This window comes from Achromobacter seleniivolatilans, assembly GCF_030864005.1.
GTDB classification, from domain to species: domain Bacteria; phylum Pseudomonadota; class Gammaproteobacteria; order Burkholderiales; family Burkholderiaceae_B; genus Achromobacter; species Achromobacter seleniivolatilans.
In genome coordinates, this window is sequence record NZ_CP132976.1 from 1,368,336 (window position 1) to 1,394,413 (window position 26,078).

A 26,078-nucleotide genomic window follows, 5' to 3' on the forward strand; every position below is an offset into this window, starting at 1 on the left:
GATAGGGAACGCTGCGTGGTGAGCGTTGCCGAACAGGCGCCACTCTACCACCGGATCTGGAACGGCGCGGCCTCCACGTATTAAAAATGAAGTGGCGTCCATGCTTGCGGCAAAAATACGTCTGCATTACGCCACAAACCGTGTGCTGGCAGCCGCTGCCTTAGCGTCCGCGAGCGAAGGCTTGCTCGCGCCGTTCTTCCAGCGCTTCGCGGCGGATGAAGTCGCGCACAAAGTCGTTGGCGGGGTGGTGGTGCAGGTTGTACGGCGTATCCCACTGCGCGATGCTGCCCTTGGCCATCACGCCAATGCGGTCCGCAATGGCGAAGGCTTCGGCCTGGTTGTGGGTGACCAGGATGGCCGTGTGGCCAGTGGTCTTCAGAATGTCGCGCACTTCAAACGCCAGGCGTTCGCGCGTGTCCACATCCAGGTTGGAGAACGGTTCGTCCAGCAGCAGTAAATCGGGCGAGGGCGCCAAGGCCCGCGCCAGCGCTACGCGCTGTTGCTGGCCGCCCGAAATCTCGTGCGGATAGCTGTTGGCGGCGTGCGCCAGACCCACCAGTTCCAGCATTTCTTCGACACGGCGGGCACGGTCCGCGCGCGGCAGCTTGCGCAGACCAAACGCCACGTTCAGCGCCACCGAGAGGTGCGGAAACAAGGCGTAGTCCTGAAACATCATGCCGACCCGGCGCAGCTCAGGCGGCACCTGTTCGGTTGCCGAAGAAATGACGGTGCCGTCCAGCAGGATGCGGCCGGCGCGCACGGGTTCAAAGCCTGCGATTGCGCGCAGCACGGTGGTCTTGCCGCAGCCGGACTCGCCCAACAGGCAGCCGATGTGCCCTGTTGGCAGGCCCAGCGTCAGATCCTGCACCACGGCTTTTAAGCCGCCCGGGGTGTCGTAGGCAAGAGAGAGTCGATCGATTTCTAACAGATCGGGCACGATGATCAATGTCCCATTTTCAGATTGGTGCGCGCCAGCAGGATGACGGGCAATAGGCCGGCCAGTACGATCGCCAGCGCGGCGACGGCGCCTTCTTCGTAGGTGCCGCGAGCGGCCTCGGCGTAAAGCCATGTGGCCAGCGTGTCGAAATTCATCGGGCGCAAAAGCAGGGTGGCAGGCAGTTCCTTCATGGCGTCCACGAACACCAGCAGGGCGCTTGCAGCCAGTGCTGGCCGCAGCAGCGGAAGGTGTACGCGGCGCAAGGTGCCTGCCGAGCTTTCGCCCAGCAGCCGCGAGGCCTGTTCCAAAGACGGGGGAATGCGCGCCAGGCCCGCTTCCAGTGCCCCGGTGGAGATCGCCAGAAAGCGGATGACATAGGCGCAAACCAGCGCGGCCATCGATCCCATCAGGAAGAGGCCAGTGCCGCCAAATACCTTGGCCACGGCAGTGTCGATCCAGACGAAAGGCGTGAGCAGGCCGATCGCCAGCACGGTGCCGGGCACGGCGTAACCCAGGCTGGCAATTCGTGCGCAGGCGCGTCCCGGGTTGAAGGTGGCGCTTTCGCGCATGGTGCGTCCGGCCCAGGCCACGATCAGTCCGCAGAGCAAGGTAACGATGGTGGCGCTGAACGCCACGATCAGCGTGTTGCTCAAGCCGTTGATCAGTTGGTTCGACACCCCGCCGACCAGATGCAGGCGCTTATAGGTTTCAAAGATCAGATAGACCGCCGGCGCGACAAACCCCAGCAGCACGGGTATCCAGCCCAGCACCATGGCTACCACCGCGGCCGTCCCGCGCAGCCGGCGTGCTTGCATGGGGCGCATGCGTTGCGTGTTGGCGTAACGTTGACGCTTGCGGCCGTGGCGTTCCAGCATGATCAGACCGATCACGATGGCCAGCATGGTCAACGCGATTTGCGCGGCGCCCGCCAGATCGGAACGGGTGACCCACGTGGTGTAGACCGAGACGGTCAGTGTTTGCACGCCCAGAAATTCGGATGCGCCAATGTCGTTCAGCGTCTCAAGCAAAGCCAGGCTGACGCCCACGACGATGGCTGGGCGGGCCAGCGGCAGTGCGACGCGGAAGAAGACAGCCACGCGCCCGGCACCCAGCGTGCGGGCAGCTTCAAGCAAGCTGGCGGCCTGCGTCATGAACATGACGCGGGTGCTCAGGTAAACATAGGGGTACAGCACAAAGCCCAGCACAAAAATTGCGCCGTAGATCGAGCGCAAGTCCGGCAAACGGAATTGGCGGGGGCTGTCGTAGCCCAGCACGGCGCGGATCGCGGTCTGGATCGGGCCGATGGGGTGCAGCAGGTCCAGGTAGGCAAACGCAATGATGTAGGTTGGCACCGCCAGCGGCAGCAGCAATGCCCAGGTCAAGATCCGGCGGGTGGGAAATTCGTAGGCAGTGACGAGCCACGCGGCTCCCGTGCCCAGCAGCGTGACCATGACGCCGACGCCTGCCAGCAAGATTGCGGTGTTGGCCAGGGCCTGGGGCAGCACGTAGTTGGCCAAGTGCTGCCAGTGCGCCAGGTTGCCATCCAGCGCCCACCAGCCCAGCGTCAGCACAGGCGCCAGTACGGCCAGCGCAATCAATGCGGCGCCGGCCAGCCAGCCAGCCCCGCGTTCAGTCCAGCGCAAACGCAGCGGCCGGGGCAAGGATTCAGTGTGCATGCTTCAAAGTCGATCGCATCAATGGCAAGGCCTGTTCCCTTTGATAAAGAAGGGAACAGGCCCTCGCGGAGGCGGTATGCGCCGCCCGCGCGTATGTTACTGCCGCAGGGATCAGCGCGCCCGGAAAGCGCGGTGATCCCTGGGTTTATCAGTTGTCGAAGCCGACCTTGTCGACCAGTTCGCTGGCTTGCTTGCGATGCTTGGCGATCTCGGTCAGGGGCAGGGGATCAATCTTCAGTTCACCGAAGCTGGCGATCACGGGGTCGAGCTTCACGCCCTTGCGCACCGGGTACTCGTAGTTGGCCTGGGCATACAGCGCCTGTGCCGGTTCCGACACCAGGAAGTCCAGCAGCTTGACCGCGTTGGCCTTGTTGGGCGCGTGAGCAGCAACGGCCGCGCCGCTGACGTTCACGTGGGTGCCGCCGCTCTTGGCGTTGGCAAACGTCGGGCGGATCACCTTGATGGCGTCGCCCCACTTGCGGCCGTCGGTACCGGGCTCGGAATTTTTCATGTGGCCGACGTAGTACGCATTGGCCAGGCCAATGTCGCAGATGCCGCCCAGAATGTCGCGGGCCACGTCACGGTCGCCGCCGGCTGCCTTGCGGGCCAGGTTGGCTTTGACGCCGCGCAACCACTTTTCGGTGGCTTCGGCGCCGTCATGCGCGATCATCGAGGCGACCAGCGCGGTGTTGTAGGGGTGCTGGCCCGAACGGATGCAGACTTTGCCCTTCCACTTGGGGTCGGCCAGGTCTTCGTAGCGGAAGGTTTCCAGCTTCAGATCTTTTTCCACATACAGCACGCGGTCGCGCAGCGACAGGGCGTACCACTTGCCATCCGCGCCGCGCAGGTTGGCGGGAATGACCGATTCCAGCGTTTGGGACTTGACCGATTGCGTCACGCCGCCGTCCACCAGATCCAGCAGATTGCCGATGTCCACCGTCATGAGCAGGTCGGCGGGCGACTTGGCGCCTTCGGCCTTGACACGTTCCAGCAGGCCGTCCTTGACGAAGACGGTATTGACCTTGATGCCGCTTTCCTTGGTGAAGGCATCCAGCAGCGGCTGGATCAGCTTGGGCTCCCGGGTGGTGTACAGGCTGACTTCTTCGGCCGCGTTGGCCGATACGGTGAAGGCGGCGGCGCCGGCCAGCGCCAAGGCGCGCAGCAGCGAATTCAATTGGGGACGCTTGATCATGAAGGGGCTCCGGCAAGGGCTGCAAGGGGCAAAACCACATAAGAATTGGCTCTGCCACTGCATAAAACGGTCTGCTAACGAAAACGATTATCAACTGAGAATGCGACAATAACAGGAAGCAAAGCGGCATTCAACTGGTCGTAAGCCAAAGATTCCAGTCGTTGATCCCCATCAATACGGCATAAGCGTATTACGGAATAATGAGAGCAATTCCTATCAAGACCCTGTAGAATAGGGTCAACCCTAATGCCGGCCGCGAATTACCTGCGGTGCGGATTGCTACCGCGGCCAAGACCGGGCCCGCCGCCCGATTTTTCCCGCCCTAACTTAATACGACATGGCTGCTTTCAATACTGAGCGCGTACTAAGCGTGCACCACTGGAACGACACCCTGTTTTCCTTTACCACGACGCGTGACGCGGCCTTGCGGTTCCACAACGGCCACTTCGTCATGATCGGCCTGGAAGTTGAAGGCAAGCCGCTATTGCGGGCCTACAGCATCGCCAGCGCGAACTACGAAGAGAACCTTGAGTTCCTGAGCATCAAGGTGCAAAACGGCCCCTTGACGTCGCGCCTGCAGCATCTGAAAGAAGGCGACACCATCCTGGTCAGCCGCAAGCCCGTGGGCACACTGGTCGTCGATGACCTGAAGCCGGGCAAGCATCTGTTCCTGTTTGGCACGGGCACTGGCCTGGCGCCCTTCATGAGCATCATCAAAGACCCGGACATTTACGAACGCTTCGACAAGGTCATTCTGGTGCACGGCGTGCGCTGGGTCAGCGAGCTGGCCTACGCCGACTTCATCGAAAAAGAACTGCCGAACAACGAATTCTTCGGTGACGTGGTGCGCGACAAGCTCGTGTACTACCCCACAGTCACGCGCGAACCGTTCCGCAACCAGGGCCGCATCACGGAGCTGATGGAAAACGGCAAGCTGTGCGAAGACATCGGCATTCCACAGATCAACCCTGAAACCGACCGCGCCATGATTTGCGGTAGCCCGCATATGCTGGCTGACATCAGCGCCATGCTGGACAAGCGCGGCTTCGTGGTTTCGCCGGGCGTGGGCCAGCCGGGCGACTACGTGGTTGAGCGGGCGTTCGTGGACAAATAAGCTGTCACTGCTTGCATACAAAAAGCCCATCGCCTGAGAACGCGATGGGCTTTTTTATTGACGATCCCGGGAAGCCGAATGGGGCGGTTATTCCGGCTGAATGCCTGCCTTCTTGATGATTTCACCCCACTTCTTGGATTCCGCTTGCTGGAATTGCGCGAGTTCGTCTGGCGTGGACGAGGCGGCATCCGTGCCCGTTTGCGCATAGAACTGTTGGGCAGGTTTGGTCTGCGTAGCCTTGACGAGCAATTCGTTCAAACGCTTGATGACGTCCGGCGGGGTGCCAGCGGGGGCATAGGCGGCAAACCAATAACCCATCTCGTAGCCCGGCACACCGGCTTCGGCGATCGTCGGCACGTCCGGCGCCAGGGGCGAGCGGGCCAGACCGGTGACGCCGAGTGCGCGCAGCTTGCCCGATTTGACTTGCGGCAGGCCGGTAGCCGTATCGGTGATCATCATGTCGATCTGCCCGCCGAGCAGGTCAGTAACAGCAAGCGGATTGCTCTTGTAGGGCACGTGCAGCAATTGCACGCCTGCCATCTGTTGCAGCAGTTCGCCCGCGATGCGGCTGCTGGAGCTGCCGCTGCCAAAGCTCAGTTTGCCGGGGGACTGCTTGGCTTGCGCCAGGAATTCACCGACGGTCTTGGCCTGCGCGTTGGGGTTCACGACCATGATCTGACCGCCTTTGCCCAGCAGTGAAAGCGGGGCAAAGTCCTTGACGGGGTTGTAGGTCAGCGTCTTGTACAGGTGTTCGTTGGCCGCGTGGGTGGTGTTGGTGGTGATCAGCACCGTGTAGCCGTCGGGGGCCGCGCGGGCGCCGGCTGCGGCGCCGATCATCGCGCTGGCGCCGGGCTTGTTTTCAATGACGACGGCCTGCCCCGTCTGCTCGGTGATGCCCTGGCCGATGGCGCGGCCGATCTGGTCGGTGGCGCTGCCTGCGGCGAACGGCACGATGAACGTGATCGGCTTGGCGGGAAAGGTTTGGGCCATTGCGGTCAGCGGTAGTGCGGCAGTCAGCATCAGGGCTAGACGGCCCTTGTATGAAATACGCATGTTGTGTGTCTCCTGTAGGTGTTTTTATTGCCGGGCCGCCCTGAGTACACGACGCTCCTTGTCGGAGCGGCAAGCTCGCAGAACGAGCGCGGCCGGGTATTGCTTTAGGGGGAATCAGGCGGCCGCAGGACGGTCGCCGGGTATGTCTGGCAGCCGGCGAGCCAGTTCCGCACTGACCTCCACCGTCATGTCCAGCAATCTGAAAGACAGGCTCTTGCCGTGGGTGTCCAGGTTCAGGGCGTCATTCACGCCGCCGTCCAGCACTCCGTCCAGCACAAAGTTCATGGCGTGCAGCGTGGGCAGCGTGTAGCGCTTGACGCCGGTGGGGTGTCGGTAGGCGAACCAATCGGCCACGCGCGTCTCGGTGACCTGAGCCTCTAGCGCCGCGTAACACTCGGGGTCCCACGCGATCAGGCTCAGGTTGGAGATATTGCCCTTGTCGCCGGAGCGGCTGTGGGCCAGACGGTACAGCGGCACGGCCACGGTTTGATTGGCTTGGGTCATGGCGCGATCTCCTCCAGAAAGTTCCAACCGCTGTGCACGGCCTCGCGGGGGATGGTGCAAGACAGCATGTTCAGGCGCGGGCGCAGTGCGGTGCGCACACCGCCGCCGCCGGCCGGGCCGCAGGTATACAGTGCCGTGACCTCACGCAGTATGCGTTCGGCCTGGGCGCGGTCGGCGTGTTCGCCTGCCAGGCGCAGCCGGACATCACGGGCATGGGAATCGGGCAGCGCGCGGCGCATCTCGCCCGCGTCATCGCCCAGGATGCTGATCGCGCCGATCAGGTCTGCGCGCAGTTTGAAGGCGGAGCCAAGACGCTTCTGAACGATGTCAGCAGCCAATCGGGCGCGGGCTTCTGCCTGTACGCCGGCATACGAGATTTCGGCTTCCGCCAGCCAACCGCCGCGATAGCACACGTTGACCTTGAGTTCTGCCGGGCGTGCGTGGCCGGTAATGCCGCGCACCGCCACTCGGTCGCCCCCAAGTTCGACGACGTGCGCGTGGCTCAGGTCGGCTACGACATCCGGTGTCAGGTATCGAGCGGGGTCGTGCACTTCGTACAGCAGTTGTTCCTTGACGGTACGCGCGTCAACTGCGCCGCCCGTGTCCGCCGCCTTGCCTATGACAAACTCGCCGTCGGCCTGAATTTCGGCAATCGGGAATCCCGCCGAATCGACGTCGGGCACGTCTTTCAAACCCGGTACGCAGAAGTAGCCGCCCGTGACTTGCAGCCCGCATTCCAGCATGTGGCCGGCCATGGTTGCTCGGCCGAGTTTGGGCCAGTCGGCCGGGTCCCAGCCAAAGTGCGCCAGCGCCGGACCTAAGGTCAGGGAAGGATCTGCCACCCGGCCTGCCACCACGATCTGGGCGCCCGCCGCCAAGGCTTGGGCGATTTCGGTTGCACCCAGATAGGCAGTCGCGCTGACGATGTCCAAGCCGTCCAGCGCCGCGCCCAGTTTTTCTTTCATCAATGCCCGCTGCTCGGGGGCATTCAATGCGTCGCCATGCACGATGGCGATGCGCGGCGCGGGCAGGCCTTGTTCGCGTGCGATCTCGGCAATGCGCAGGGCTGCACCTTGCGGATTCGCCGCGCCAAAATTGCTGACGATGCTGATGCCGTGGCGCAGGCAATCGGCCAGCACAGGGGCGACCAGTTCGTCCAGCAACGGCTCATAGCCCCGCCGGGGATCATCGTTGCGGGCCAGTTGCGCCAGTGCCAGCGTACGTTCGGCCAGTGTTTCAAAAATCAGCGTGCCGCCGCCCTGGGCGGCCAGCGTGCGCACGACGGCCGCGGCGCCATCACTGCGGTCGCCGGAAAACCCGGAGGCGCAGCCGATAAGCAAAGGAGATTGAGGCATAGGGAATCCAGTCGGGCCAAGCAGAGTATTCAGCCCACTATAGGCATGGGCAAGTCATCAGTAAAATAGAAATATCGGATCAATTGATAGAGAAAAGCCATGAATCTATCTGCCCGGCAATTACGTGCGTTTGTGGCGCTTGCCGACGAGCGACATTTCACGCGGGCGGCGCAGCGTTGCCACCTGACGCAACCGGCTTTCAGCGCGCTGATACGTTCGCTGGAGGAAAGCGCAGGACTGCGGCTGTTTGACCGCAATACCCGCCATGTGGAACTGACCGCCGAGGGGCGGGTGCTGGACGCCTCAGCGCGGCGCCTGTTGGCGGACATGGATCTCGTCATGGATGATCTGCGCGACCATGCCGCCCGGCGCCGGGGCCGCGTAGCGCTGGCGGCGCTGCCATCGTTGGCAGCCGGCTGGCTGCCTGGATTGCTGGCGCGGTTCAGCCAGGACTATCCTGGCATCGTGCTGGATTTGCGCGATGCCTTGCTGGACCCGTGCCTGGATATGGTCCAGAGCGGGCAGGTCGATTTTGCCGTAGCGTCACGGCGGGCCGATATGTCAGACCTGGACAGCGAATTTCTGCACGCGGACCGCTACTTTCTGGTGTGCCGGGCAGATCACCCATTGGCGGGCCTAAGCCGTGTGCGGCTGCGCGATATTGCCCGGCACCCGATGATTCAGCTTGCGCGCGGCAGCAGCGTGCGTAAGCACCTGGACGAGGCCCTGGGCGCAGACGCGCCACTTCCGGTATTTGAAGTGGAGCATCTGGCCACCGTAACCGGGCTGGTGCGTGCCGGTTTGGGCGTGTCGGTGGTTCCCGCAATGACGCTTTTTCATTTTGGGGGCGATGATTTGCGTATTGTGCCGCTGGCTGGGCGAGCGCTGACGCGTCCCCTGTACCTGGTGCAACGCAAGGGCCGCAGCCTGTCGGTGGCCGCGCAGGCGCTGGTGGAATTGCTGATCGCCCATAGGGCCGATATCGGTGGAGCAGGGCATCTGGCCGACGCCTGAGACTAGTGTGGGATCATCCTGCGGCATCTGGCCACTTTCGCAAATGTCTATTGCTGTTTAAACTTCGATAGTTGTAGCTTCTATCCGTCACCTGAAGGATTCCGCCCATGAGCAAGCAAATCATCCATACCGACACCGCGCCCGCGGCCGTTGGCCCTTACTCGCAAGCGGTTGCCGTAAGCGGCACCAAGACTGTCTATCTTTCGGGCCAAATTGGCCTGGAACCTGGTACGGGCGATCTGGTTTCCGAAAACTTCGACGCGCAAGTGCGTCAGGCTTTTGCGAATATGCAGGAAGTCATCACCGCTGCTGGCGGTACGCTGGAAAACGTGGTCAAGCTCACGCTCTTCCTGACCGATCTGGGCAAGTTCACGGCTGCCAACTCGATCATGGCCGAGATCATCCCCCAGCCGTTCCCGGCACGCTCGACCATTGGCGTGGCCAGCCTGCCCAAGGGCGCGCAGTTTGAAGTCGAAGCGATCATGGTGCTGTAAGGCATAGCCAGACGTTTTAGTTCAGGGCTTCGTCCCCAGATGCCGGCCGCGGCAGTGGCTTCCAAGCAAACCGGCGCCGATAAAAAAGGCGCTGGCAAACCCTTGTCAGATACAGAGCGCAAGCTCCGTAACCTGGGTTTGGTGCTGCCCGAAGACTTCGTGCTGCATCTGCCGCTGCGCTACGAGGACGAAACCCGCGTCATTTCGATCAGCGCCTTACGCCCGGGATACGCCGGGCAGGTCGAAGGCGAGATCACCAAGTCCGAGGTGCAATACCGGCCTCGGCGCCAGTTGACCGCCACATTGGTGGACGACACGGGCGAATTGCAATTGCGCTGGCTGAATTTCTATCCCAGCCAGCAAAAACAAATCAGCGTGGGCAAGCGTTTGCGTGCCCGCGGCGAAGTCCGCAGCGGCCTGTTTGGCCGTCAGATGGTGCATCCCCGCATGACCAATGCGGACGCGCCATTGCCTACCGCGCTGACCCCTGTTTATCCCACCACGGAAGGGTTGCCGCAGCTGACCTTGCGCCGCGCGATTGCGCAGGCGCTGGATCGCGCCGACCTGTCCGACACGCTGCCGGACGAGGCCCTTGCCCGTTACGATCTGCCGACCTTCGAGCCGGCGATCCGCGCCCTGCACACGCCTGCCCAGGGCGAGTCCGAACAGGCGCTGCTGGATCGCGTGCATCCGGCCTGGCGGCGGATCAAATTCGATGAATTGCTGGCGCAGCAGTTGTCTCTGGCTGCTGCAAGGGCCGCCCGGCGCGTCAAGGAAGCGGAGTCGCTGCCGGTGCAGAACGCGCCGGGCGGGCTGGTGGCCAAGCTGTATGAAACCTTACCGTTCAAGCTGACGGGCGCACAGCAGCGGGTCGTTCAGGAAATATCCGCCGATCTGGCCAAGCCATACCCCATGCACCGTTTGCTGCAGGGCGATGTAGGCAGCGGCAAGACCGTAGTGGCGGCCATTGCAGCCGCCCAGGCTATAGCAGGCGGCGCGCAAGTGGCGCTGATGGCGCCCACCGAAATTCTGGCCGAACAGCATTTCCGCAAGCTGGTGTCGTGGTTGCAGCCTTTGGGCGTAAACGTGACCTGGTTGAGCGGCAGCCTGACGGCCAAAGCGCGGCGCGAAGCCGTAGCCGCCGCCGCAGACGGCAGCGTGCAACTGGTAGTCGGCACACAGGCGCTTATTCAGGACCATGTGGAATTCCATCGATTGGGGCTCTCTATTGTTGATGAGCAGCACCGCTTTGGCGTCGGCCAGCGCCTGGCGTTGACAAAGAAAGGCGAGACGGTGCGCGGACGCATCGTGCCGCATCAACTCAACATGAGCGCCACCCCCATTCCGCGCACGCTGGCCATGACCTTCTTCGCGGATCTGGATGTGTCCGTGATTGATGAATTGCCGCCTGGCCGCACGCCGGTGCTGACCAAGCTGGTGTCGGACGCGCGCCGCGAAGAGGTCATTGCCCACGTTGCGCAGGCAGCGCGTGGCGGCCAACAGGTTTATTGGGTCTGTCCGCTGGTCGAAGAAAGCGAAGCGCTTGAGCTCCAAACGGCAGTGGACACCTATGAAGGGATGCGGGTAGATCTGCCTGATCTGCGCATCGGCCTCGTGCATGGCCGTTTGCCTCAAGCCGAAAAGGCTGCCGTCATGCAGGCCTTCCGCGAAGGCGAGGTGGACTTGCTGGTGGCCACCACCGTCATTGAAGTCGGCGTAGACGTGCCAAATGCCTCGCTGATGGTGATCGAGCATTCCGAACGCTTTGGCCTGGCGCAGCTGCATCAGTTGCGCGGCCGGGTAGGGCGCGGCACGGCGGAATCAGTCTGTGTGCTGCTGTACCAGACGCCCTTATCGCAAGTTGCGCGGGAACGCCTGCGCGCCATGTTTGAAACATCGGACGGCTTTGAAATCGCCCGGCGCGATCTGGAGCAACGCGGCCCCGGTGAATTCCTGGGCACGCGCCAGTCGGGCATGGCGTTGTTGCGTTTTGCCGATTTGGAAACTGACGCCGCGATTGCGGAAGATGCGCGCGATGCCGCGGTATGGCTGCGCGCTGAACACCCGGCCGCTGTCGAGGCCCATCTGACGCGCTGGATGCGTGGCCGCGAGGACTTTCTGCGTACCTGACCCTATGCGGCCCATTCCGAACGTTCATCTATCATGCGCCGGCCTGCTGGCCTGCGCGCAACCGGGGGCGTAGTCCATCATGACTCTCACCGAACTCAAATACATCGTCGCCGTGGCGCGCGAACGGCATTTCGGCCGGGCGGCCGAGGCCTGTTTCGTCAGCCAGCCGACCTTGTCTGTTGCCATCCGCAAGCTGGAAGACGAATTGGGCGTGACCCTATTCGAACGAGGCGGCGCCGAAGTGGGCGTCACGCCGATCGGCCAGCGCATCGTGGCCCAGGCGCAGAAAGTGCTGGAAGAAAGCGCCAGCATCAAAGAGATTGCGCGGCAGGGGCATGATCCCTTGGCCGGCCCTTTGCGCGTCGGCGTCATTCATACGATCGGCCCCTATCTGTTGCCCAAGCTGGTGCCGGTGCAGATCGGCCGCACGCCGCAAATGCCGCTGCTGCTGCAAGAGAACTTCACCGTGCGACTGGTGGAACTGCTGCGCCAGGGCGAGATTGATTGCGCCATCATGGCTTTGCCCTTGCCCGAGGCAGGGCTGGTCATGCAGCCGCTATACGATGAACCCTTCATCGTCGCCGTGCCGCAAGACCACGAGCTGGCCCAACGCAAGTCCATCGACGCGCAAGATCTGAAGCAGCAGACGATGCTGCTGCTGGGCAGCGGCCACTGCTTCCGCGATCAGGTGCTGGAAGTGTGCCCAGAGCTCTCGCGCTTCTCGGCCGCCAGCGATGGCATCCAGCGCACCTTTGAAGGCTCGTCGCTCGAAACGATCCGCCATATGGTTGCCGCCGGTATCGGCGTTACCGTACTGCCGGTGACTGCCGTGCCCGAGCATCCGCCGTCCAACAGTTTGCTGCGCTATCTGCCTTTCGAAGGCCACGTGCCCGAACGCCGTGTGGTGCTGGCATGGCGCCGCAGCTTCCCAAGGCTGGCTGCCATCGAGGCGCTGGCGCAAGCCGTGTACGAATGCGAATTGCCGGGCGTGAAGATGCTGGTGGGTGAAGTTGCGGCCATCCAGGATTGATTTTCAAGATATGGCAGGCGGCCGCGAACGCACGCGTTGAGCGGCGTCAAACCATTGCATCGCCAAGCCGTCTGCCGGTTTGCGTTGCCGTCAATTCGTCGTGATTGCAGTGGTATCCTTTATTCGTCCTTTCATCCCCAGGAGCTAGCCCATGGCCAAGTCCACCAAGAAGACCTCAAGCGTTCCGCGCATCAACATCGGTATTTCGGATAAGGACCGCGCCGCCGTCGCTGGCGAATTGTCCAAGCTGCTGGCCGATTCCTACACGCTGTATCTGATGACGCACAATTTCCATTGGAACGTCACGGGTCCCATGTTCAACACGCTGCATCAGATGTTCATGACGCAGTACACCGAAGAGTGGACCGCGCTGGACAGCATCGCTGAACGCATCCGCGCGCTGGGCCACTACGCTCCGGGCACCTACCGCGAGTACTCGAAGCTGTCGTCGATCTCGGAACCGGAAACCGTGCCGCAAGCGCTGGAAATGGTGCGCCTGCTGGTTGATGGCAACGAATCGGTCGCCAAAACCGCCCGCGCCGCCTTCGAAAAGGCCGACGCGGCCAACGACCAGCCCACGGCCGACCTGCTGACGCAGCGTCTGGACGTGCATGAAAAGAACGCCTGGATGCTGCGCAGCCTGTTGCAGGAATAAGCGCAGGCGGCGCCGCTTCGGCGTCAGCAATAACAATGGCGCGCCTTGGCGCGCCATTGTTTTGCGTCAACAGAAGCCGTTCGCGAATACCAGTGCGATCAGGCCGTCAGGACACACTGCATACCGGCACCGGAGAGATGCGCTTGGCTGGCGTGGGAATGCGCCAGGATGCGCGGCGGCGCAAGGCGCCAAAGAGCTTTAAGCCTTCCGGCCAGTCGCCCAGCCCGCTGTCTCCGTTGATGTGTCCGGCCCCCGATAGCACTACGATCCGGCTGCCCCAGTCCTGCGCAAAGGCTCGGGCGCGATCCAGCCGGCAGTAGGGATCGTCATCGCTGGCGATAACGACGCTTTGAAATGGCAAGGGCTGGCGCGAAATAGGGGCGAAGCTGCGCAGACAAGTCGGCGCGTCGGCGCGTTCCACGTCGGCCGGCGCCACCAGCAACGCCCCGGCCACCTTGGCGCGCAATGGAACGGGCAAGGCTGCGCTGATCAGACAGCCCAGGCTATGGGCGATCAGCAGCACCGGGCTGCGGGCGTGGTCAACTTCGGCTGCCAACGTGGAAATCCATTCCGCCGGGGCGGGGCTTTCCCAGTCGCGCTGCTCAATGCGCACGGCATGCGGCAACAGCGCTGCCCAGCGCGATTGCCAGTGTTCGGGACCGGAGTTTTTCCATCCCGGGACGATGATCGGTTGGAGTCTCATGGAAAGGATGATGCCGCGCCCCTTTAGTAACTCAAACGAATAAATCGTCTTTTGCATATACCGCAGCGGGTATAAGGCGGCATGCGCCGCGATGCGGCACTGCATGCTCCGGGGCGGCCTGGAAGCCGGGCCGGATGGCCGCCAAATACTAGGTTCTTTCGGTGTATGCTTGCCGTGCAAATGCACCGTAACGGGGCGTGGCCGTACCGTTGTCCGACGCCCGCCCGGTTAACGAACCAACGATTACAAGCCAGAATAGAGGAGTCCACTCATGAAGCCAGTATTTCGTCTGACCCCGGTCATTGCGGCGCTGGGAGTCGCCGCCGGTCTGACGTTTGCCGCAGGAGCACACGCGCAGACGATCAAGATCGCTGTCGTCGGTCCCACGACCGGCGCCGTCACCCAATATGGTGACATGGTCCGTGAAGGTGTCGACACCGCCGTCGAACGCATCAACGCCGCCGGCGGCATCAACGGCAAAAAGCTGGAAACCGTGGTGATCGACGACGGCTGCGAACCCAAACAGGGTCCGGTCGCCGCCAACCGCGTCGTCAACAGCAAGATCGGTTTTGTCGTGGGCCACGTGTGCTCGGGCGCGACCATCGCCGCTGCCGACATCTATAACAACGAAGGCGTGGTCATGGTGACGCCTTCGGCCACCTCGCCCGCACTGACGGACGGCAAGAACTACGAGTTCATTTTCCGCACCATCGGCCGCGATGACCAGCAAGGTCCCGCCGCCGCCAAGTTCGTGCTGGAAAAGATCAAGCCGAAGAAGGCCGCCGTGCTGCATGACAAGCAGTCGTACGGCCAGGGCATTGCCACGGCAGTCAAGAACGACCTGGAAAAGGGCGGCGTGCCCGTCGCGGTGTTCGAAGGCATCAATGCCGGCGATAGCGACTACTCGGCCGTTATTACCAAGTTGAAGAGCCAGGGCGTGGACTTTGTCTACTACGGCGGTTATCACCCCGAAATGGGTCTGTTGCTGCGCCAGGCCGCCGAACAAGGCGTAAAGGCCAAGTGGATGGGGCCGGAAGGCGTGGGTAACCCGGACATCAACGCCATCGCTGGTGATGCCTCTGAAGGCATGTTGCTGACGTTGCCGGCCGACTTCACCCAAAACGCCGCCAACGCCGACATCGTGAAGGCGTTTGCGGACAAGAAGCGCAATGCTGGCGGCGCTTTCCAGATGACGGCCTACACGGCCACGCAAGTCATTGCGGACGGCATCAAGGGCGCAGGCAGCGATGACCCAACCAAGGTCGCCAAGTACCTGCACGCGAACTCGTTCGATACCCCGATCGGCAAGGTGGCCTGGAATAAGCAGGGCGACCTGACAAACTTCGAATTCCAGGTGTTTACTTGGCACAAGGATGGATCGAAGACCGTCTATAAGTGATGCCAGCGCGGGTTTCGTACCCGCGGCATCGGTAGACAATGCAGTAATGCATGCATGAAACCGGGCCGGAAGCGACAGTCTTCCGGTCCGGATTTTTTTCGCTTGGAACCTGATCGAACAACCGGTGTCGAACGCCTGCCGCTTGGTATTGGTGTCGCGGCGCCATCGAACTTTTTAGTCTGGACACTATGACCAAGGCCTTGTTAGTCGAAGATGATCCGAAGCTCGCGCGCCTGATCGCGCAGTTTCTGGAGCAACACGGGTTCAACGTCGCCCAGGCCTACCGCGGCGATCACGCCGTGGAAGCATTCCGCCGCCATGACCCGGCCATCACCATCCTGGACCTGATGCTGCCGGGCCGGGATGGCCTACAGGTCTGCCGCGATCTGCGCGCCTTTTCATCGGCCCCCATTTTGATGTTGACCGCCAGGGAAGATGACCTGGACCAGATTCTGGGCCTGGAATCGGGCGCCGACGACTACGTCATCAAACCCGTCGAACCGCGTGTATTGCTGGCGCGTATCCGGGCCTTGATGCGGCGTCACAATCAGCTGGACGAGCCGCCGGAGCACCTGGAGTTCGGACCGCTCACGATCGACCGGCGCACGCGCGCCGTGGTTCATGCTGGCATTGAGGTCGATCTGACCACGATGGAATTCGAAATGCTGTGGGCGCTGGCCAGCCAGGCAGGCCAGGTGCTGACACGCGACGATCTACTCAACGCCGTGCGGGGCATCGAATTCAACGGCCTGGACCGCAGCGTCGATGTTTGCGTCAGCAAACTGCGCCGTAAGCTTGACGACGACCCGCGCGATCCGGCGCGTATCAAGACCGTGTGGGGCAAGGGCTATCTGTTTTCGCCCAAGGCACACGAGGGCGGAGATGCTTAAGTTCGTTCTGAGGCTGTTCGTGGTGCTGGCAATCGGGTTTGTGATTTCCAATGAAGTGGTGGATCGCACGGCGAATTACTTCTTTGAATCGCTGAACGACGATTACACGCGCCAAGCCGTGCGCGGCCAGTTGCACAGCCTGACCCAGGAGTTGGGTCAGGTCGAGCCCAAGGCGCGTCCTGCCTACATTCGCGACGCACTGATTCCACACTATGGGCTCAGCCTGCGTGTGCTGGACGCCGCCGACTACAACGCCTCGGAATATCAACTGACTGACGAGGAACGCGGGACGATTGCAAAAGGCGGCTTCTTCTTGCGCGACAAGATGATGACCTTCGTAAAAGCCATTCCGGGCGAAGGCGCGCAATGGCTAGAGGTCAAGATGCCGGAAGACCCGCCCATCGGACCGTGGGTGATCGCAGCCATCTATTCGGCGCTGGGCCTGCTGCTGTGCGCATTCATGTTGGTGTGGGCGCTGCCCATCTGGCGTGATCTGGAAGCCTTGCAGGGCGCGGCGCAGCGTATGGGGCAGGGCGATCTGCAAGCGCGCGCGCGTCTTTCGCGCCATTCCAGCGTCCGCAATTTGGGTGATGCCTTCAACCAGATGTCCGATCGCATCAGCGCGCTGATCAGCAACCAGCGCGATCTCACCAACGCGGTCTCGCATGAGTTGCGTACACCGATTGCCCGGCTGGCGTTCGAACTGGATATGATCGACCGCGAGGCAGACCCCGAAGCCCGTAAACGCCTGGTCGAAGAAATGAAAAGCGACGTCGCCGAGCTGGACAGCATGGCTTCGGAATTGCTGATGTACGCGCGCCTGGAACAAAAGAACGACGATGTGGCGTTGCAGGCGCAAGACGCGCGCGGCTGGCTGGATTCGGTGGTGCAGCACGCGGCATTTGAGGCAGGCGTGTCTGGCGTGCGCTGTGAAGTGGCGCAATGCGAGCCGCAGGAAGTGCACCTGCACCCGCGCTACATGACGCGGGCGCTTCTGAACCTGTTGCAGAACGCCATTCGCCATGCGGGCGGACGCGTCCAGGTCAGCCTGACCAGCCCGGCTTTGCGCGAATATGTGCTGACGGTGGACGACGACGGCCCGGGAATTCCGCTGCCAGACCGGGAACGCATCTTCGAGCCTTTCATCCGCCTGGATGAAAGCAGGGATCGTGGCACCGGTGGTACAGGCTTGGGCTTGGCCATTGTCAGCCGCGTAGCTCGCTGGCATAACGGCACGGCGCAAGCGTCGGACAGCCCGTTGGGCGGCGCCCGCTTTACGATCAGCTGGAAAGTCGTTTAGCGTTCAGCGCGGCCAGTCGTAAAGAAACTTCACAAACGGCGCTCCGCTTCTTCACAAACTCCATACAAAGCGGGAAAGATCAGGTCCGGTCCCGTGGCTAGCATGACGGCAGTCTCCTTCAAAGGGTTTGCCGCTAGCCATGTTTTCCCTCAGCCGTTTGGTCGTCATCGCGTCATTGCTGGTCTTAGCAGGCGGCTGTCAGAGCGTTCCGCCCGCTGCGCCGGCCGCGATCGCCAAGGGTGATTACGCGGCAGTGCGGGAATACTTGGCGCTGCGCATTCCCTACGACATGCGCGCCTATAAAGTGCCCGGCCTGTCGATCGCCATCGTGGACGATCAGCGCGTGGTCTGGAGCACGGGTTTCGGCTACGCCGATCCGTCTTTGCATCGCACGGCAACCAGCGACACGCTGTACCGGGTGGGCGCCATCTCCAAGATTGTGACGGCCGCCGGCGTCTTGCGGGCCGCCGACGAGGGCCGTCTGGCGTTGGATGCGCCCGCGTCTGAGACCCTGCCGGAATGGGAAGTACAACCCCGCCGCAACGCCATGCAGTGGATGGGCGCCGATCCCTTCACGGCGCGCCACCTGCTGGATCAACGCCCCGACACTCTTGAAGACACCATGGGCCGCGCCCGCGCCGATATGGCCTATGCGCTGTTAGGCGACATGGTGGCGCATGCGGCGCAGGAGTCGCTGGATGGCTACGTCCGCCGCACCATTCTGCAACCCTTGAACATGCCACGCGCCGGTTTTCAGGTAAATGCCCGCATGTTGGAGCAGCGCGCCGCGGGCTACCGGCGCGGCTTGGCTTGGGCCGAGACCCCGCAACCCAACGAGGCCGCCGACGGCCTGTGGATGAGCACGTCCGAAATGGCGCGCTTTTCGGCCATGTTGTTTGCCAATGGCCTGTATCAAGGCAAGCGAGTGCTGAAAGACGAATCCGCACAAACGGTGATGAACCTGGAAACGGTGGCGGCCGGCATGGACTTGGGCTGCCGCCTGGCCCTGTCTTGGCTCGCCGCGCCTTGCGAGGACGACGACATCGCAGGTCCGGCACTACGCGCCCATAGCGGCGCTACCGAAGCCTTCCATTCGCGCTTTCTACTGGCGCCGCGCGACAAGATCGCAGTGCTGGTCATGAGCAATTCCGATACGGGCGAGCCGCTGGTGGCCGCCGTATCCACGCTTGCCATGAATTTGATGCGGTCGGCCAAGTATGGCCCTGCCGTCGACTGAACATGCACAAAGCGGGCGCGGCGCGCCTGCACAATTTTCCTCAACCTCGTTTCCTGGAAGCACTTATGAAGCGAAATTTCCCTTTGTCTTTCGTCCCGCGTTGTGTGGCCGCGGCGGGCGTTCTGGCAGTAATGCCCGGACTGTCCTTTGCCGAAGGTGGTTCGCCATTGGCAGACGCCAGTTCTGTCTACGGCCAGAAAGGACCCAGCTCCCGTGGATTGACGGTGGCCACGGGAGACGAACGGCCAGAGGGGCAATGGACCTTGTATGGTACGGCGGGCATCGGCTATGCCCCGCGCTACAGCGGGAGCGATGAAAGTTCGGTTGTGCCTATCGTGGGAGCAGGCGTACGCAGTCCCAACGGTTTTTTCTTAAGCACCGACCATGGCTTGGGCTGGGAGACGCAGGCGTTGGACAGCACATTCCGCTTCTACGTCGCGCCAAGCGCCTCGCGCAAAGATCACAAGAAAGGCTTTCAAGGGTCAGACAAGCTGCGCGGCCTGGGCGACATCAAAAGCCGCGCACAGATCGGCATGGATGCCGAGACGATGGTGGGACCGGTGACCTTGTCGGCCACGATAGCCCACGCGTTCAAGAAGGGCGATGACCGCGATGTAGGCAGTGCCTACACGCTGTTCAATCTGGGTGCCAGCACGACGGTATACGAAGGCTCGGCAGGCGCGGTGTCGCTGGCGTTGAGCGGTACCTTTGGCGATGGCAACTATATGCGTACCTGGTACGGCGTCAGCAACCAGCAGTCGGTGAAATCCGGGTATCGCGCCTACAACCCGAAGGGCGGCTTGGAAAGCATTGGTTTGGGTGCGACGTGGACGGTGCCGATGGGCAAGGATTGGTCGTGGACCATGGCAGCCGAAACGCGGCGCTTGTTTGGCGACGCCGCGGACAGCCCGTTCGTGAAAGAACGCAACCAGTTCAGCGTTGGCACGATGGTGACGTACACGTACTAAGGCGGAGAAAAAAACCCGTCCCTGGCAGGGGACGGGTCTATGCTTTTACAGCCCTTGAACGCGGCGGCCGGAGTCGGCCTCGAACCAGTGCAGGGGGTGACGGCCATCCGGGCCGACGTTGACGCGGTCGCCCACCTTGGCAGACGACTCGGACAACTGGCGCGTCGTGCAGCGCACGACCAGCGTGGTCTTGCCGCAGCGGCAGTGAACCAGCTGTTCGGAACCCAGCGTTTCGACCATTTCGACTTCGGCCGGCACGCCTTGCGTGTTCAACAGCATGTGCTCGGGGCGCATGCCCATGATGATCTTGCGGCCGCGCACTTGCGAGGGCACTTGCAGGGGCGAGATCTCCAGCGGCATGCCGTCGGTGGTCTTGACGGTGCCGTCGCCGGCCACGTCAACTTCCATCAGGTTCATCGGAGGCGATCCGATAAAGCCGGCCACAAACGTCGAGGCGGGTTTTTCAAACACTTCCATCGGGGTGCCGATCTGCTCGGGCACGCCTTGATACATGACGATCATGCGGTGGGCCAGCGTCATGGCTTCAACCTGATCGTGCGTCACGTACAGGCTGGTGGTGCCCAGACGGCGATGCAGTTTCATGATTTCCAGGCGCATTGCCACGCGCAGCTTGGCGTCCAGGTTCGACAGAGGTTCGTCAAACAGGAACACCTTGGGTTCACGCACGATGGCGCGGCCCATGGCAACACGTTGGCGCTGGCCGCCCGACAGCGCGCGCGGGCGGCGGTCCAGCAGGTGGCTCAGTTCCAGGATCTGCGCGGCGGCGTCAACGCGCTTCTTGATTTCATCTTTGGAGAATTTACGGATCTTCAAGCCATAAGCCATGTTCTCGAACACGGTCATGTGCGGGTAGAGCGCATAGTTCTGGAACACCATCGCGATGTCGCGTTCGGCGGGTTCCAGTTGATTGACGACCTTGTCGTCAATCACGATTTCGCCGCTGGTCACGGTTTCCAGGCCGGCGACCATGCGCATCAGCGTGGATTTACCGCAGCCGGACGGGCCAACGATGACGATGAATTCACCGTCTTTGACATCCATGTCGATGCCATGGATGACCGGCACGTTGCCGGCATAGGTTTTCTTGACTTTACGGAAGCTGAGAGTAGCCATGTGTTATTCGTATTCAGAGTCGTGTTCGGGTGGGCGAGGGCAGGCAAGCGTCACTTTTCAGTGTCGACCAGACCCTTGACGAACCATTTCTGCATCAGGATGACGACCAGCGCCGGCGGAATCATTGCCAGCATGGCGGTGGCCATGGTGATGTTCCATTCGGTCACGCTATCGCCGCCGCTGATCATCCGCTTGATGCCGATGACGACGGGGTACATGTCTTCCTGCGTGGTGACGAGCAGCGGCCACAGGTATTGGTTCCAGCCATAGATGAACTGGATCACAAACAGGGCGGCAATGCTGGTCTTGGACAGGGGCAGCAGCACGTCGAAAAAGAAACGCACCGGACCCGCGCCGTCAATGCGGGCGGCTTCGATCAGCTCGTCCGGCACCGTCAGGAAGAACTGGCGGAACAGGAAGGTGGCCGTGGCCGACGCGATCAGCGGCAAGGTCAAACCCGCATAGCTGTTGAGCATGCCCAGATCGGCGACCACCTTGTAGGTAGGCGCGATACGGACTTCAACGGGCAGCATGAGCGTGACGAAGATCATCCAGAAAAAGAACATGCGGCCGGGGAAGCGGAAGTACACCACCGCGAAGGCCGACAGCAGCGAAATCGCAATCTTGCCGATGGAGATCGTCAGCGCCATGATCAGGCTGACGTACATCATGCGGCCGACGGGCGCGCCCGACGAACCGCCGGACGAGCCGCCGAACAGCGCTTGCATGTAGTTATCGACAAAATGCGGACCGGGAATCAGCGACATCGGCGCTTGCGCGACTTCCTGAGCGGTCTGGGTAGACGCGACGAAAGTGACGTACAGCGGAAATGCCACCATCGCCACGCCGCAGAGCAGAATGACGTGGGCCAGAATATCCAGCCAGGGACGGCGTTCAACCATTGTTATTAGCCTCGAACAAAATCAATACTGCACTTTGCGGTCGACGTAGCGGAACTGTACGACCGTCAAGGCAACCACAATGAACATCAGCACAACGGACTGGGCAGCGGACGAACCGAGATCCAGGCCGCGGAAACCATCGCTGTACACCTTGTAGACCAGGATCGAGGTCGACGTGCCGGGACCGCCTTGCGTCGTGGTGTCCACAACGGCGAAGGTGTCAAAGAAGGCATAGATGATGTTGACCACCAGCAGGAAGAAGGTGGTGGGCGACAGCAGCGGGAACACGATGCTCCAGAAGCGGCGCGCCGGGCTTGCGCCATCAATAGCGGCGGCTTCAATGAGCGAGCGCGGAATCGATTGCAGGCCAGCCAGGAAGAACAGGAAGTTGTACGACACCTGTTTCCAGACCGCCGCCACCATCACCAGCATCATGGCCTGGTTGCCATCAAGGCGCGGATTCCAGTCCACGCCCGATTTGCGCAATGCAACGGCCAGGATGCCCACGGAAGGCGAGAACATGAACAGCCACAGCACGCCGACGACGGCAGGCGCCACGGCGTAGGGCCAGATCAGCAAGGTCTTGTAGAGTCCTGAGCCGCGGATGACGCGGTCGGCCATGACGGCCAGCAGCAAGGACACGCTAAGACCGACCCCTGCCACCAGAATCGAGAAGACGGCGGTGACACGGAAGGAATCGAGGTAGGCCTGTTGCGAGAACAGTTCCATGAAGTTGTCCAGTCCGACGAACTCGGAGGACAGACCGAAGGCATCTTCCAGGCGCATGGACTGCCACATGGCTTGTCCGGCGGGCAGGAAGAAGAAGACCACGGTAATGATCAACTGCGGCAGAAGCAGCAGGTAGGGCAAGGTCTTATGCCCAAATACAACGCGTTTTTCCATAGGGGGAACCCAAGGTACAGAAAAGCGGCGGTTGGATTAACCGCCGCCTGAAGCCGCCTTCGTAAAACGTCTCTTGCGAAACGTCTTTTTGTAAAAACACGATAGGCTTAAAGCCCTAAAAAAACCAGGGCTTTAAGCCTCGCGTTTGGCAGTGTTTGCCACCCGCAATCGCCTCTAAGTCCTTGTCATGGCATGGATTATGCCAGCGGCCAGGAATTTTCAGCGCTGCGGGAAGGGCGCTACTTTACACTCTTCTCGAACTTTTCCAGCAGCTCGTTGCCGCGCTTGACGATGTTTTCAGCGCCGTCCTTGGCCGAAACCTTGCCCGACACGATGCGTTCGATTTCTGCATCTTCCAATTCGCGGATCTGCGGCAGGAAGCCCAGGCGCAGGCCGCGCGATTGTGCAGTGGTTTCAACGTTCAATTGCTTCACGCCGACTTCGGTGCCCGGGTTCTTTTCGTAGAACCCATCTTTCTTGGTCAGTTCGTAAGCGGCCTTGGTAACCGGCACGTAACCCGTTTGCTGGTGCCAGCGAGCGGCGATTTCCGGGCTGGCCAGGAACTTGAAGAACGCGGTCACGCCCTTGTAGGTTTCCGGCTTCTTGTTGGCGAAGACCCACAGCGAAGCGCCGCCGATGATGGTGTTTTGCGGCGCGCCTTGCACGTCAGCGTAGTAGGGCACGGTCGAGGTGCCGAATTCGAACTTGGCGTTCTTGGCGATGTTGGCGCGCAGGCCGGACGAACCGGTGATCATGGCGCACTTGCCGCTGATGAATAGCGAGTTCGGCTCGTCGCCGCGGCCGCCGTACATGAAGATGCCTTCCTTGCCGAGCTTGGCCAGGTTTTCCAGGTGGCGCACGTGCAGCGGGGTGTTGATGGCAATGCGTGCGTCCAGACCGCCGAAACCGTTGTCCTTGGTGGCGTACGGCACGTTATGCCAGGCCGAGAACGTTTCCAGCTGGACCCAGGACGGCCAGGAGGTGGTGTAGCCGCACTCTTGACCAGCGGCCTTCAGCTTTTGACCGACGACAGCCAATTCTTCCCAGGTCTTGGGCGGCTTATCGGCGTCCAGGCCTGCCTTCTTGAAGGCATCCTTGTTGTAGTAGAACACCACGGTCGAGCTGTTGAAGGGCATCGACACCAGCTTGCCGTCGGCCGACGAGTAGTAGCCGCCGACTGCGCCGATGAATTCCTTCGGGTCGATCGGGTTGCCGACTTCTTCGGACATCTGCTGCACCGGCTTGATGGCGCCCTTGGCGTACATCATGGTGGCAGTGCCGACTTCAAACACCTGGAGGATGTCCGGAGCATTGCCAGCGCGGAACGCGGCGATGCCTGCGTTCATCGATTCACCGTAGTTGCCCTTGTAGACGGCTTTGATTTGGTAGTCGGGGTTCTTCTTGTTGAACTCGTCGACCAGGCCATTGACGCGGTCGCCCAGAGCGCCTTCCATCGAGTGCCAGAATTGGATCTCGGTGGCCGCATGCGCGGAAGCGCCTGCGAAAGCCGTCATGATGGCGGCAAAGGTTAAGGCAATACGGTGTGATCGCATAGGGAAGTTCCTCCAGTTGGGCGTGTTGCGGCCGGGTTGTCCGGACGCAGAAAACACGTCACCTTATGAATTGTTTGTGACAAAACCGTGACTTTCACATCAGACCAAACGCCTGTCAAATTGCGCGTTTTAGGCGCGAACGAACATTTTGTTTTTTTTCCCCAACGAAGATGACCGTTTACAATGCGCAGCTATGAAAAACGAACTTTCGATTGCGTTCATTGGCGGCGGCAATATGGCTGCCGCGTTGGCATCGGGTCTGGCCGGTAAAGTATGCCCCGCGGGGAACATCCATGTCATTGACATAAACCAGGATGGGCATGCGGCCTGGCAGGCCCGTGGCATGACCACTGCCACCGCCCCGGGCGAGGCCCTGGCGCGCTGCCGCGTCTGGGTGTTCGCAGTGAAGCCACAGAACATGAAAGATGTTGTGGCTTCTACGCGTCAGTGGTTGCGGGACGACACCTTGGTGGTAAGCGTGGCCGCTGGTATCCGCGCCGATACCTTGGCTGCGTGGCTGGGTACGCCGGACGCGCCGTTTGAACGTCTGGTGCGTTGCATGCCCAATACGCCTGCTTTGGTTGGCGCTGGCATCACCGGTCTGGCCGCCCTGGATGGAGTGAGCGACGCCGACCGTGAATTGGCCGCCAGCCTGCTGGCGAGCGTGGGGCAGGTCGTGTGGGTAGCGGATGACGCGGCCTTAGATGGCGTGACGGCGTTATCGGGCAGCGGTCCGGCCTATGTATTCCTGTTCCTTGAAGCGCTGGTGGCGGGTGGGCTTAAAGTGGGCCTCACCGAAGACCAGGCCAAGCAATTGGCATTGGGCACGCTGGCAGGCGCCACACGCCTTGCGGCGGAGTCGACCGAACCCTTGGCAGTGCTGCGCGAACGCGTGACCTCCAAGGGCGGTACGACAGCGGCGGCGCTGGCCGCGTTTGGCGCTGCGGGCTTTACCGGCATTGTTGAAGACGCCATGGCGGCCGCTGCGCTGCGATCGCGTGAACTGGCGGAGGAGTTTGGAAAATGAAGCAGGGGGTGACTCGCTTTCCATCCATGAGCCGTGTGCAGTTCGGCATTGCCGTGCTGTGCATGCTGGCCGTGGTGGTGGGCTCGAACATTCTGGTCCAGGTTCCGCTCAATGACTGGCTGACCTGGGGCGGCTTGTCTTATCCGATCGCCTTCCTGGTGACGGATGTATTGAATCGCCGTTTTGGCCCCGCTGCTGCTCGCCGTGTCGTCTGGTTCGGCTTTGCCGCAGCGTTGGTGGTGTCCGTATGGGTGGCCTCGCCGCGCATCGCCCTGGCTTCTGGACTGGCGTATGTGTGCGCGCAATTGGTCGATATCCAGGTTTTTGACCGCTTGCGTGATCAGCGCTGGTGGCGCGCGCCATTGGTCTCTGGCGTACTGGGCGCAATTCTGGATACGGCAGTGTTTTTCAGCGTGGCGTTTGCGGCAACCGGGGCGCCGTGGACCACCTGGATGATGGGCGATCTGGCCATCAAACTGGTCGTCAATATCAGCATGCTGGCGCCGTTCCGGGCGTTGATGTGGAATCTGGGCAAACCAGCCAACGCCTGATTCAGAACTATCCGGCGGGGCAATAAAAAGCGTGCTGCGGCAGTTAATCTGCCCGGTGCGCTTTTTTTATATTTGAATTATTCGTAAGGCCTGCGTAAGTACTGTATTTAAATGCGTATTTAAACAATGTATTAATGATTTTTCATATATATCGCTGCAGCAGCTGCTTGTGTGGCGCCAGTGAATAAATAAAGCCGACTTTCGATTTGTGCCATGAATTCATGGGCTTGGCTAGGCTATCCGTCACGATTAATGGTCCAATGGAAAATATTGGGGATTACACGCAGTGACAGTATGGCGGCTTGCTTCCAGAATACCGCCCACACCGTGTTTTTGCCCAAGAAGCCGGCGACGCAC

24 protein-coding genes are annotated in these 26,078 nt (G+C 61.6%); 13 read left to right on the plus strand and 11 right to left on the minus strand.

Translation table 11 applies throughout. From position 1 onward, the window contains the following. Positions 1-160 precede the first annotated feature (160 nt). From RAS12_RS06120 to RAS12_RS06130, 3 genes are all read right to left on the minus strand, one after another. Positions 161-937 (minus strand): ABC transporter ATP-binding protein, encoded by a 777-nt coding sequence (locus tag RAS12_RS06120; RefSeq protein ID WP_306946273.1) that lies wholly within the window; start codon positions 935-937, stop codon positions 161-163. Positions 938-942: 5 nt separating this feature from the next. Then, entirely contained in the window at positions 943-2,613 is a 1,671-nt protein-coding gene (locus tag RAS12_RS06125; protein WP_306946275.1) for an ABC transporter permease, read from the minus strand. Positions 2,614-2,761: 148 nt separating this feature from the next. Further along, complete coding sequence (locus RAS12_RS06130; RefSeq protein ID WP_306946277.1) at positions 2,762-3,805, minus strand: Fe(3+) ABC transporter substrate-binding protein; 1,044 nt, start codon at positions 3,803-3,805, stop codon at positions 2,762-2,764. A 337-nt stretch (positions 3,806-4,142) separates the two neighbouring features. On the opposite strand from RAS12_RS06130, the gene RAS12_RS06135 reads away from it, so the two are divergent. Next, on the plus strand, positions 4,143-4,919 hold the full coding sequence (locus RAS12_RS06135; protein WP_006222211.1) for a ferredoxin--NADP reductase: 777 nt from the start codon (positions 4,143-4,145) through the stop codon (positions 4,917-4,919). Positions 4,920-5,006: 87 nt separating this feature from the next. On the opposite strand, the gene RAS12_RS06140 is transcribed toward RAS12_RS06135, so the two are convergent. The 3 genes from RAS12_RS06140 to RAS12_RS06150 all read right to left on the minus strand — a co-directional run bounded on the left by RAS12_RS06140 (position 5,007) and on the right by RAS12_RS06150 (position 7,831). Next, positions 5,007-5,972 (minus strand): Bug family tripartite tricarboxylate transporter substrate binding protein, encoded by a 966-nt coding sequence (locus RAS12_RS06140; protein WP_306946279.1) that lies wholly within the window; start codon positions 5,970-5,972, stop codon positions 5,007-5,009. 114 nt (positions 5,973-6,086) lie between these two features. Next, positions 6,087-6,476, minus strand: a complete 390-nt coding sequence (locus RAS12_RS06145; RefSeq protein ID WP_306946281.1) for an AtuA-related protein — start codon at positions 6,474-6,476, stop codon at positions 6,087-6,089. Next, positions 6,473-7,831 (minus strand): acyclic terpene utilization AtuA family protein, encoded by a 1,359-nt coding sequence (locus tag RAS12_RS06150; RefSeq protein ID WP_306946283.1) that lies wholly within the window; start codon positions 7,829-7,831, stop codon positions 6,473-6,475. The genes RAS12_RS06145 and RAS12_RS06150 overlap by 4 nt, the downstream gene beginning before the upstream one ends. Positions 7,832-7,930: 99 nt before the next feature. Between RAS12_RS06150 and RAS12_RS06155 the strand changes: the two genes are divergently transcribed. From RAS12_RS06155 to RAS12_RS06175, 5 genes are all read left to right on the plus strand, one after another. After that, positions 7,931-8,845, plus strand: coding sequence for a LysR family transcriptional regulator (locus RAS12_RS06155; RefSeq protein WP_306946285.1), 915 nt, complete (start codon positions 7,931-7,933; stop codon positions 8,843-8,845). 107 nt (positions 8,846-8,952) lie between these two features. Next, a complete protein-coding gene (locus tag RAS12_RS06160; RefSeq protein ID WP_306946287.1) occupies positions 8,953-9,339 on the plus strand; it encodes a Rid family detoxifying hydrolase in 387 nt (128 codons plus the stop codon). A gap of 39 nt (positions 9,340-9,378) precedes the next feature. Next, the gene (recG, locus tag RAS12_RS06165) at positions 9,379-11,469 is read left to right on the plus strand and encodes an ATP-dependent DNA helicase RecG (RefSeq protein WP_306946290.1); all 2,091 of its coding nucleotides are present in this window, start codon (positions 9,379-9,381) and stop codon (positions 11,467-11,469) included. Between the two features lie 79 nt (positions 11,470-11,548). Further along, entirely contained in the window at positions 11,549-12,499 is a 951-nt protein-coding gene (locus RAS12_RS06170; protein ID WP_306946292.1) for a LysR substrate-binding domain-containing protein, read from the plus strand. Between the two features lie 151 nt (positions 12,500-12,650). Continuing rightward, positions 12,651-13,154 (plus strand): Dps family protein, encoded by a 504-nt coding sequence (locus tag RAS12_RS06175; protein WP_306946294.1) that lies wholly within the window; start codon positions 12,651-12,653, stop codon positions 13,152-13,154. A gap of 106 nt (positions 13,155-13,260) precedes the next feature. Here RAS12_RS06175 and RAS12_RS06180 read toward each other — a convergent pair whose 3' ends face one another. Further along, a complete protein-coding gene (locus RAS12_RS06180; RefSeq protein WP_306946296.1) occupies positions 13,261-13,857 on the minus strand; it encodes an RBBP9/YdeN family alpha/beta hydrolase in 597 nt (198 codons plus the stop codon). Between the two features lie 271 nt (positions 13,858-14,128). Here RAS12_RS06180 and RAS12_RS06185 point away from each other — a divergent pair, with 271 nt between their 5' ends. The 5 genes from RAS12_RS06185 to RAS12_RS06205 all read left to right on the plus strand — a co-directional run bounded on the left by RAS12_RS06185 (position 14,129) and on the right by RAS12_RS06205 (position 19,651). Then, positions 14,129-15,256 (plus strand): branched-chain amino acid ABC transporter substrate-binding protein, encoded by a 1,128-nt coding sequence (locus RAS12_RS06185; protein ID WP_306946298.1) that lies wholly within the window; start codon positions 14,129-14,131, stop codon positions 15,254-15,256. A gap of 188 nt (positions 15,257-15,444) precedes the next feature. Then, entirely contained in the window at positions 15,445-16,146 is a 702-nt protein-coding gene (locus RAS12_RS06190) for a response regulator (protein ID WP_306946301.1), read from the plus strand. After that, positions 16,139-17,446: an ATP-binding protein gene (locus tag RAS12_RS06195; RefSeq protein WP_306946303.1), complete on the plus strand. Its 1,308-nt coding sequence runs from the start codon at positions 16,139-16,141 to the stop codon at positions 17,444-17,446. Before RAS12_RS06190 ends, RAS12_RS06195 begins: the two co-directional genes overlap by 8 nt. Positions 17,447-17,585: 139 nt before the next feature. Continuing rightward, a complete protein-coding gene (locus RAS12_RS06200) occupies positions 17,586-18,683 on the plus strand; it encodes a serine hydrolase domain-containing protein (protein WP_306946305.1) in 1,098 nt (365 codons plus the stop codon). 65 nt (positions 18,684-18,748) lie between these two features. Continuing rightward, positions 18,749-19,651 carry a MipA/OmpV family protein gene (locus RAS12_RS06205; RefSeq protein ID WP_306946306.1) on the plus strand — a complete coding sequence of 301 codons (903 nt, stop codon included), beginning with the start codon at positions 18,749-18,751 and terminating at the stop codon, positions 19,649-19,651. A 45-nt stretch (positions 19,652-19,696) separates the two neighbouring features. On the opposite strand, the gene RAS12_RS06210 is transcribed toward RAS12_RS06205, so the two are convergent. From RAS12_RS06210 to ugpB, 4 genes are all read right to left on the minus strand, one after another. Next, the gene (locus tag RAS12_RS06210) at positions 19,697-20,785 is read right to left on the minus strand and encodes a sn-glycerol-3-phosphate import ATP-binding protein UgpC (protein ID WP_306946308.1); all 1,089 of its coding nucleotides are present in this window, start codon (positions 20,783-20,785) and stop codon (positions 19,697-19,699) included. A 50-nt stretch (positions 20,786-20,835) separates the two neighbouring features. Next, positions 20,836-21,687 carry a sn-glycerol-3-phosphate ABC transporter permease UgpE gene (gene ugpE / locus RAS12_RS06215; protein WP_050728696.1) on the minus strand — a complete coding sequence of 284 codons (852 nt, stop codon included), beginning with the start codon at positions 21,685-21,687 and terminating at the stop codon, positions 20,836-20,838. A 21-nt stretch (positions 21,688-21,708) separates the two neighbouring features. After that, on the minus strand, positions 21,709-22,590 hold the full coding sequence (gene ugpA / locus RAS12_RS06220) for a sn-glycerol-3-phosphate ABC transporter permease UgpA (protein ID WP_306946310.1): 882 nt from the start codon (positions 22,588-22,590) through the stop codon (positions 21,709-21,711). 239 nt (positions 22,591-22,829) lie between these two features. Next, positions 22,830-24,143 (minus strand): sn-glycerol-3-phosphate ABC transporter substrate-binding protein UgpB, encoded by a 1,314-nt coding sequence (gene ugpB / locus RAS12_RS06225; RefSeq protein ID WP_306946311.1) that lies wholly within the window; start codon positions 24,141-24,143, stop codon positions 22,830-22,832. 193 nt (positions 24,144-24,336) lie between these two features. On the opposite strand from ugpB, the gene proC reads away from it, so the two are divergent. Then, positions 24,337-25,170 (plus strand): pyrroline-5-carboxylate reductase, encoded by an 834-nt coding sequence (gene proC / locus RAS12_RS06230; RefSeq protein ID WP_306946313.1) that lies wholly within the window; start codon positions 24,337-24,339, stop codon positions 25,168-25,170. Next, positions 25,167-25,721, plus strand: a complete 555-nt coding sequence (locus tag RAS12_RS06235; RefSeq protein ID WP_306946314.1) for a queuosine precursor transporter — start codon at positions 25,167-25,169, stop codon at positions 25,719-25,721. Before proC ends, RAS12_RS06235 begins: the two co-directional genes overlap by 4 nt. Positions 25,722-26,078 lie beyond the last annotated feature (357 nt).

What these genes read in the sequence shown, in the direction of transcription:
- recG (WP_306946290.1), top strand. Translation starts at nt 9,379, where the DNA reads ATGCCGGCCGCGGCAGTGGCTTCCAAGCAAACCGGCGCCGATAAAAAA.
- RAS12_RS06130 (WP_306946277.1), bottom strand. Translation starts at nt 3,805, where the DNA reads ATGATCAAGCGTCCCCAATTGAATTCGCTGCTGCGCGCCTTGGCGCTG.
- RAS12_RS06170 (WP_306946292.1), top strand. Translation starts at nt 11,549, where the DNA reads ATGACTCTCACCGAACTCAAATACATCGTCGCCGTGGCGCGCGAACGG.
- ugpB (WP_306946311.1), bottom strand. Translation starts at nt 24,143, where the DNA reads ATGCGATCACACCGTATTGCCTTAACCTTTGCCGCCATCATGACGGCT.
- RAS12_RS06155 (WP_306946285.1), top strand. Translation starts at nt 7,931, where the DNA reads ATGAATCTATCTGCCCGGCAATTACGTGCGTTTGTGGCGCTTGCCGAC.
- RAS12_RS06210 (WP_306946308.1), bottom strand. Translation starts at nt 20,785, where the DNA reads ATGGCTACTCTCAGCTTCCGTAAAGTCAAGAAAACCTATGCCGGCAAC.
- RAS12_RS06150 (WP_306946283.1), bottom strand. Translation starts at nt 7,831, where the DNA reads ATGCCTCAATCTCCTTTGCTTATCGGCTGCGCCTCCGGGTTTTCCGGC.
- RAS12_RS06175 (WP_306946294.1), top strand. Translation starts at nt 12,651, where the DNA reads ATGGCCAAGTCCACCAAGAAGACCTCAAGCGTTCCGCGCATCAACATC.
- RAS12_RS06235 (WP_306946314.1), top strand. Translation starts at nt 25,167, where the DNA reads ATGAAGCAGGGGGTGACTCGCTTTCCATCCATGAGCCGTGTGCAGTTC.
- ugpA (WP_306946310.1), bottom strand. Translation starts at nt 22,590, where the DNA reads ATGGAAAAACGCGTTGTATTTGGGCATAAGACCTTGCCCTACCTGCTG.
- RAS12_RS06160 (WP_306946287.1), top strand. Translation starts at nt 8,953, where the DNA reads ATGAGCAAGCAAATCATCCATACCGACACCGCGCCCGCGGCCGTTGGC.
- RAS12_RS06200 (WP_306946305.1), top strand. Translation starts at nt 17,586, where the DNA reads ATGTTTTCCCTCAGCCGTTTGGTCGTCATCGCGTCATTGCTGGTCTTA.
- RAS12_RS06180 (WP_306946296.1), bottom strand. Translation starts at nt 13,857, where the DNA reads ATGAGACTCCAACCGATCATCGTCCCGGGATGGAAAAACTCCGGTCCC.
- RAS12_RS06205 (WP_306946306.1), top strand. Translation starts at nt 18,749, where the DNA reads ATGAAGCGAAATTTCCCTTTGTCTTTCGTCCCGCGTTGTGTGGCCGCG.
- ugpE (WP_050728696.1), bottom strand. Translation starts at nt 21,687, where the DNA reads ATGGTTGAACGCCGTCCCTGGCTGGATATTCTGGCCCACGTCATTCTG.
- RAS12_RS06140 (WP_306946279.1), bottom strand. Translation starts at nt 5,972, where the DNA reads ATGCGTATTTCATACAAGGGCCGTCTAGCCCTGATGCTGACTGCCGCA.
- RAS12_RS06145 (WP_306946281.1), bottom strand. Translation starts at nt 6,476, where the DNA reads ATGACCCAAGCCAATCAAACCGTGGCCGTGCCGCTGTACCGTCTGGCC.
- RAS12_RS06190 (WP_306946301.1), top strand. Translation starts at nt 15,445, where the DNA reads ATGACCAAGGCCTTGTTAGTCGAAGATGATCCGAAGCTCGCGCGCCTG.
- RAS12_RS06135 (WP_006222211.1), top strand. Translation starts at nt 4,143, where the DNA reads ATGGCTGCTTTCAATACTGAGCGCGTACTAAGCGTGCACCACTGGAAC.
- RAS12_RS06195 (WP_306946303.1), top strand. Translation starts at nt 16,139, where the DNA reads ATGCTTAAGTTCGTTCTGAGGCTGTTCGTGGTGCTGGCAATCGGGTTT.
- proC (WP_306946313.1), top strand. Translation starts at nt 24,337, where the DNA reads ATGAAAAACGAACTTTCGATTGCGTTCATTGGCGGCGGCAATATGGCT.
- RAS12_RS06125 (WP_306946275.1), bottom strand. Translation starts at nt 2,613, where the DNA reads ATGCACACTGAATCCTTGCCCCGGCCGCTGCGTTTGCGCTGGACTGAA.
- RAS12_RS06185 (WP_306946298.1), top strand. Translation starts at nt 14,129, where the DNA reads ATGAAGCCAGTATTTCGTCTGACCCCGGTCATTGCGGCGCTGGGAGTC.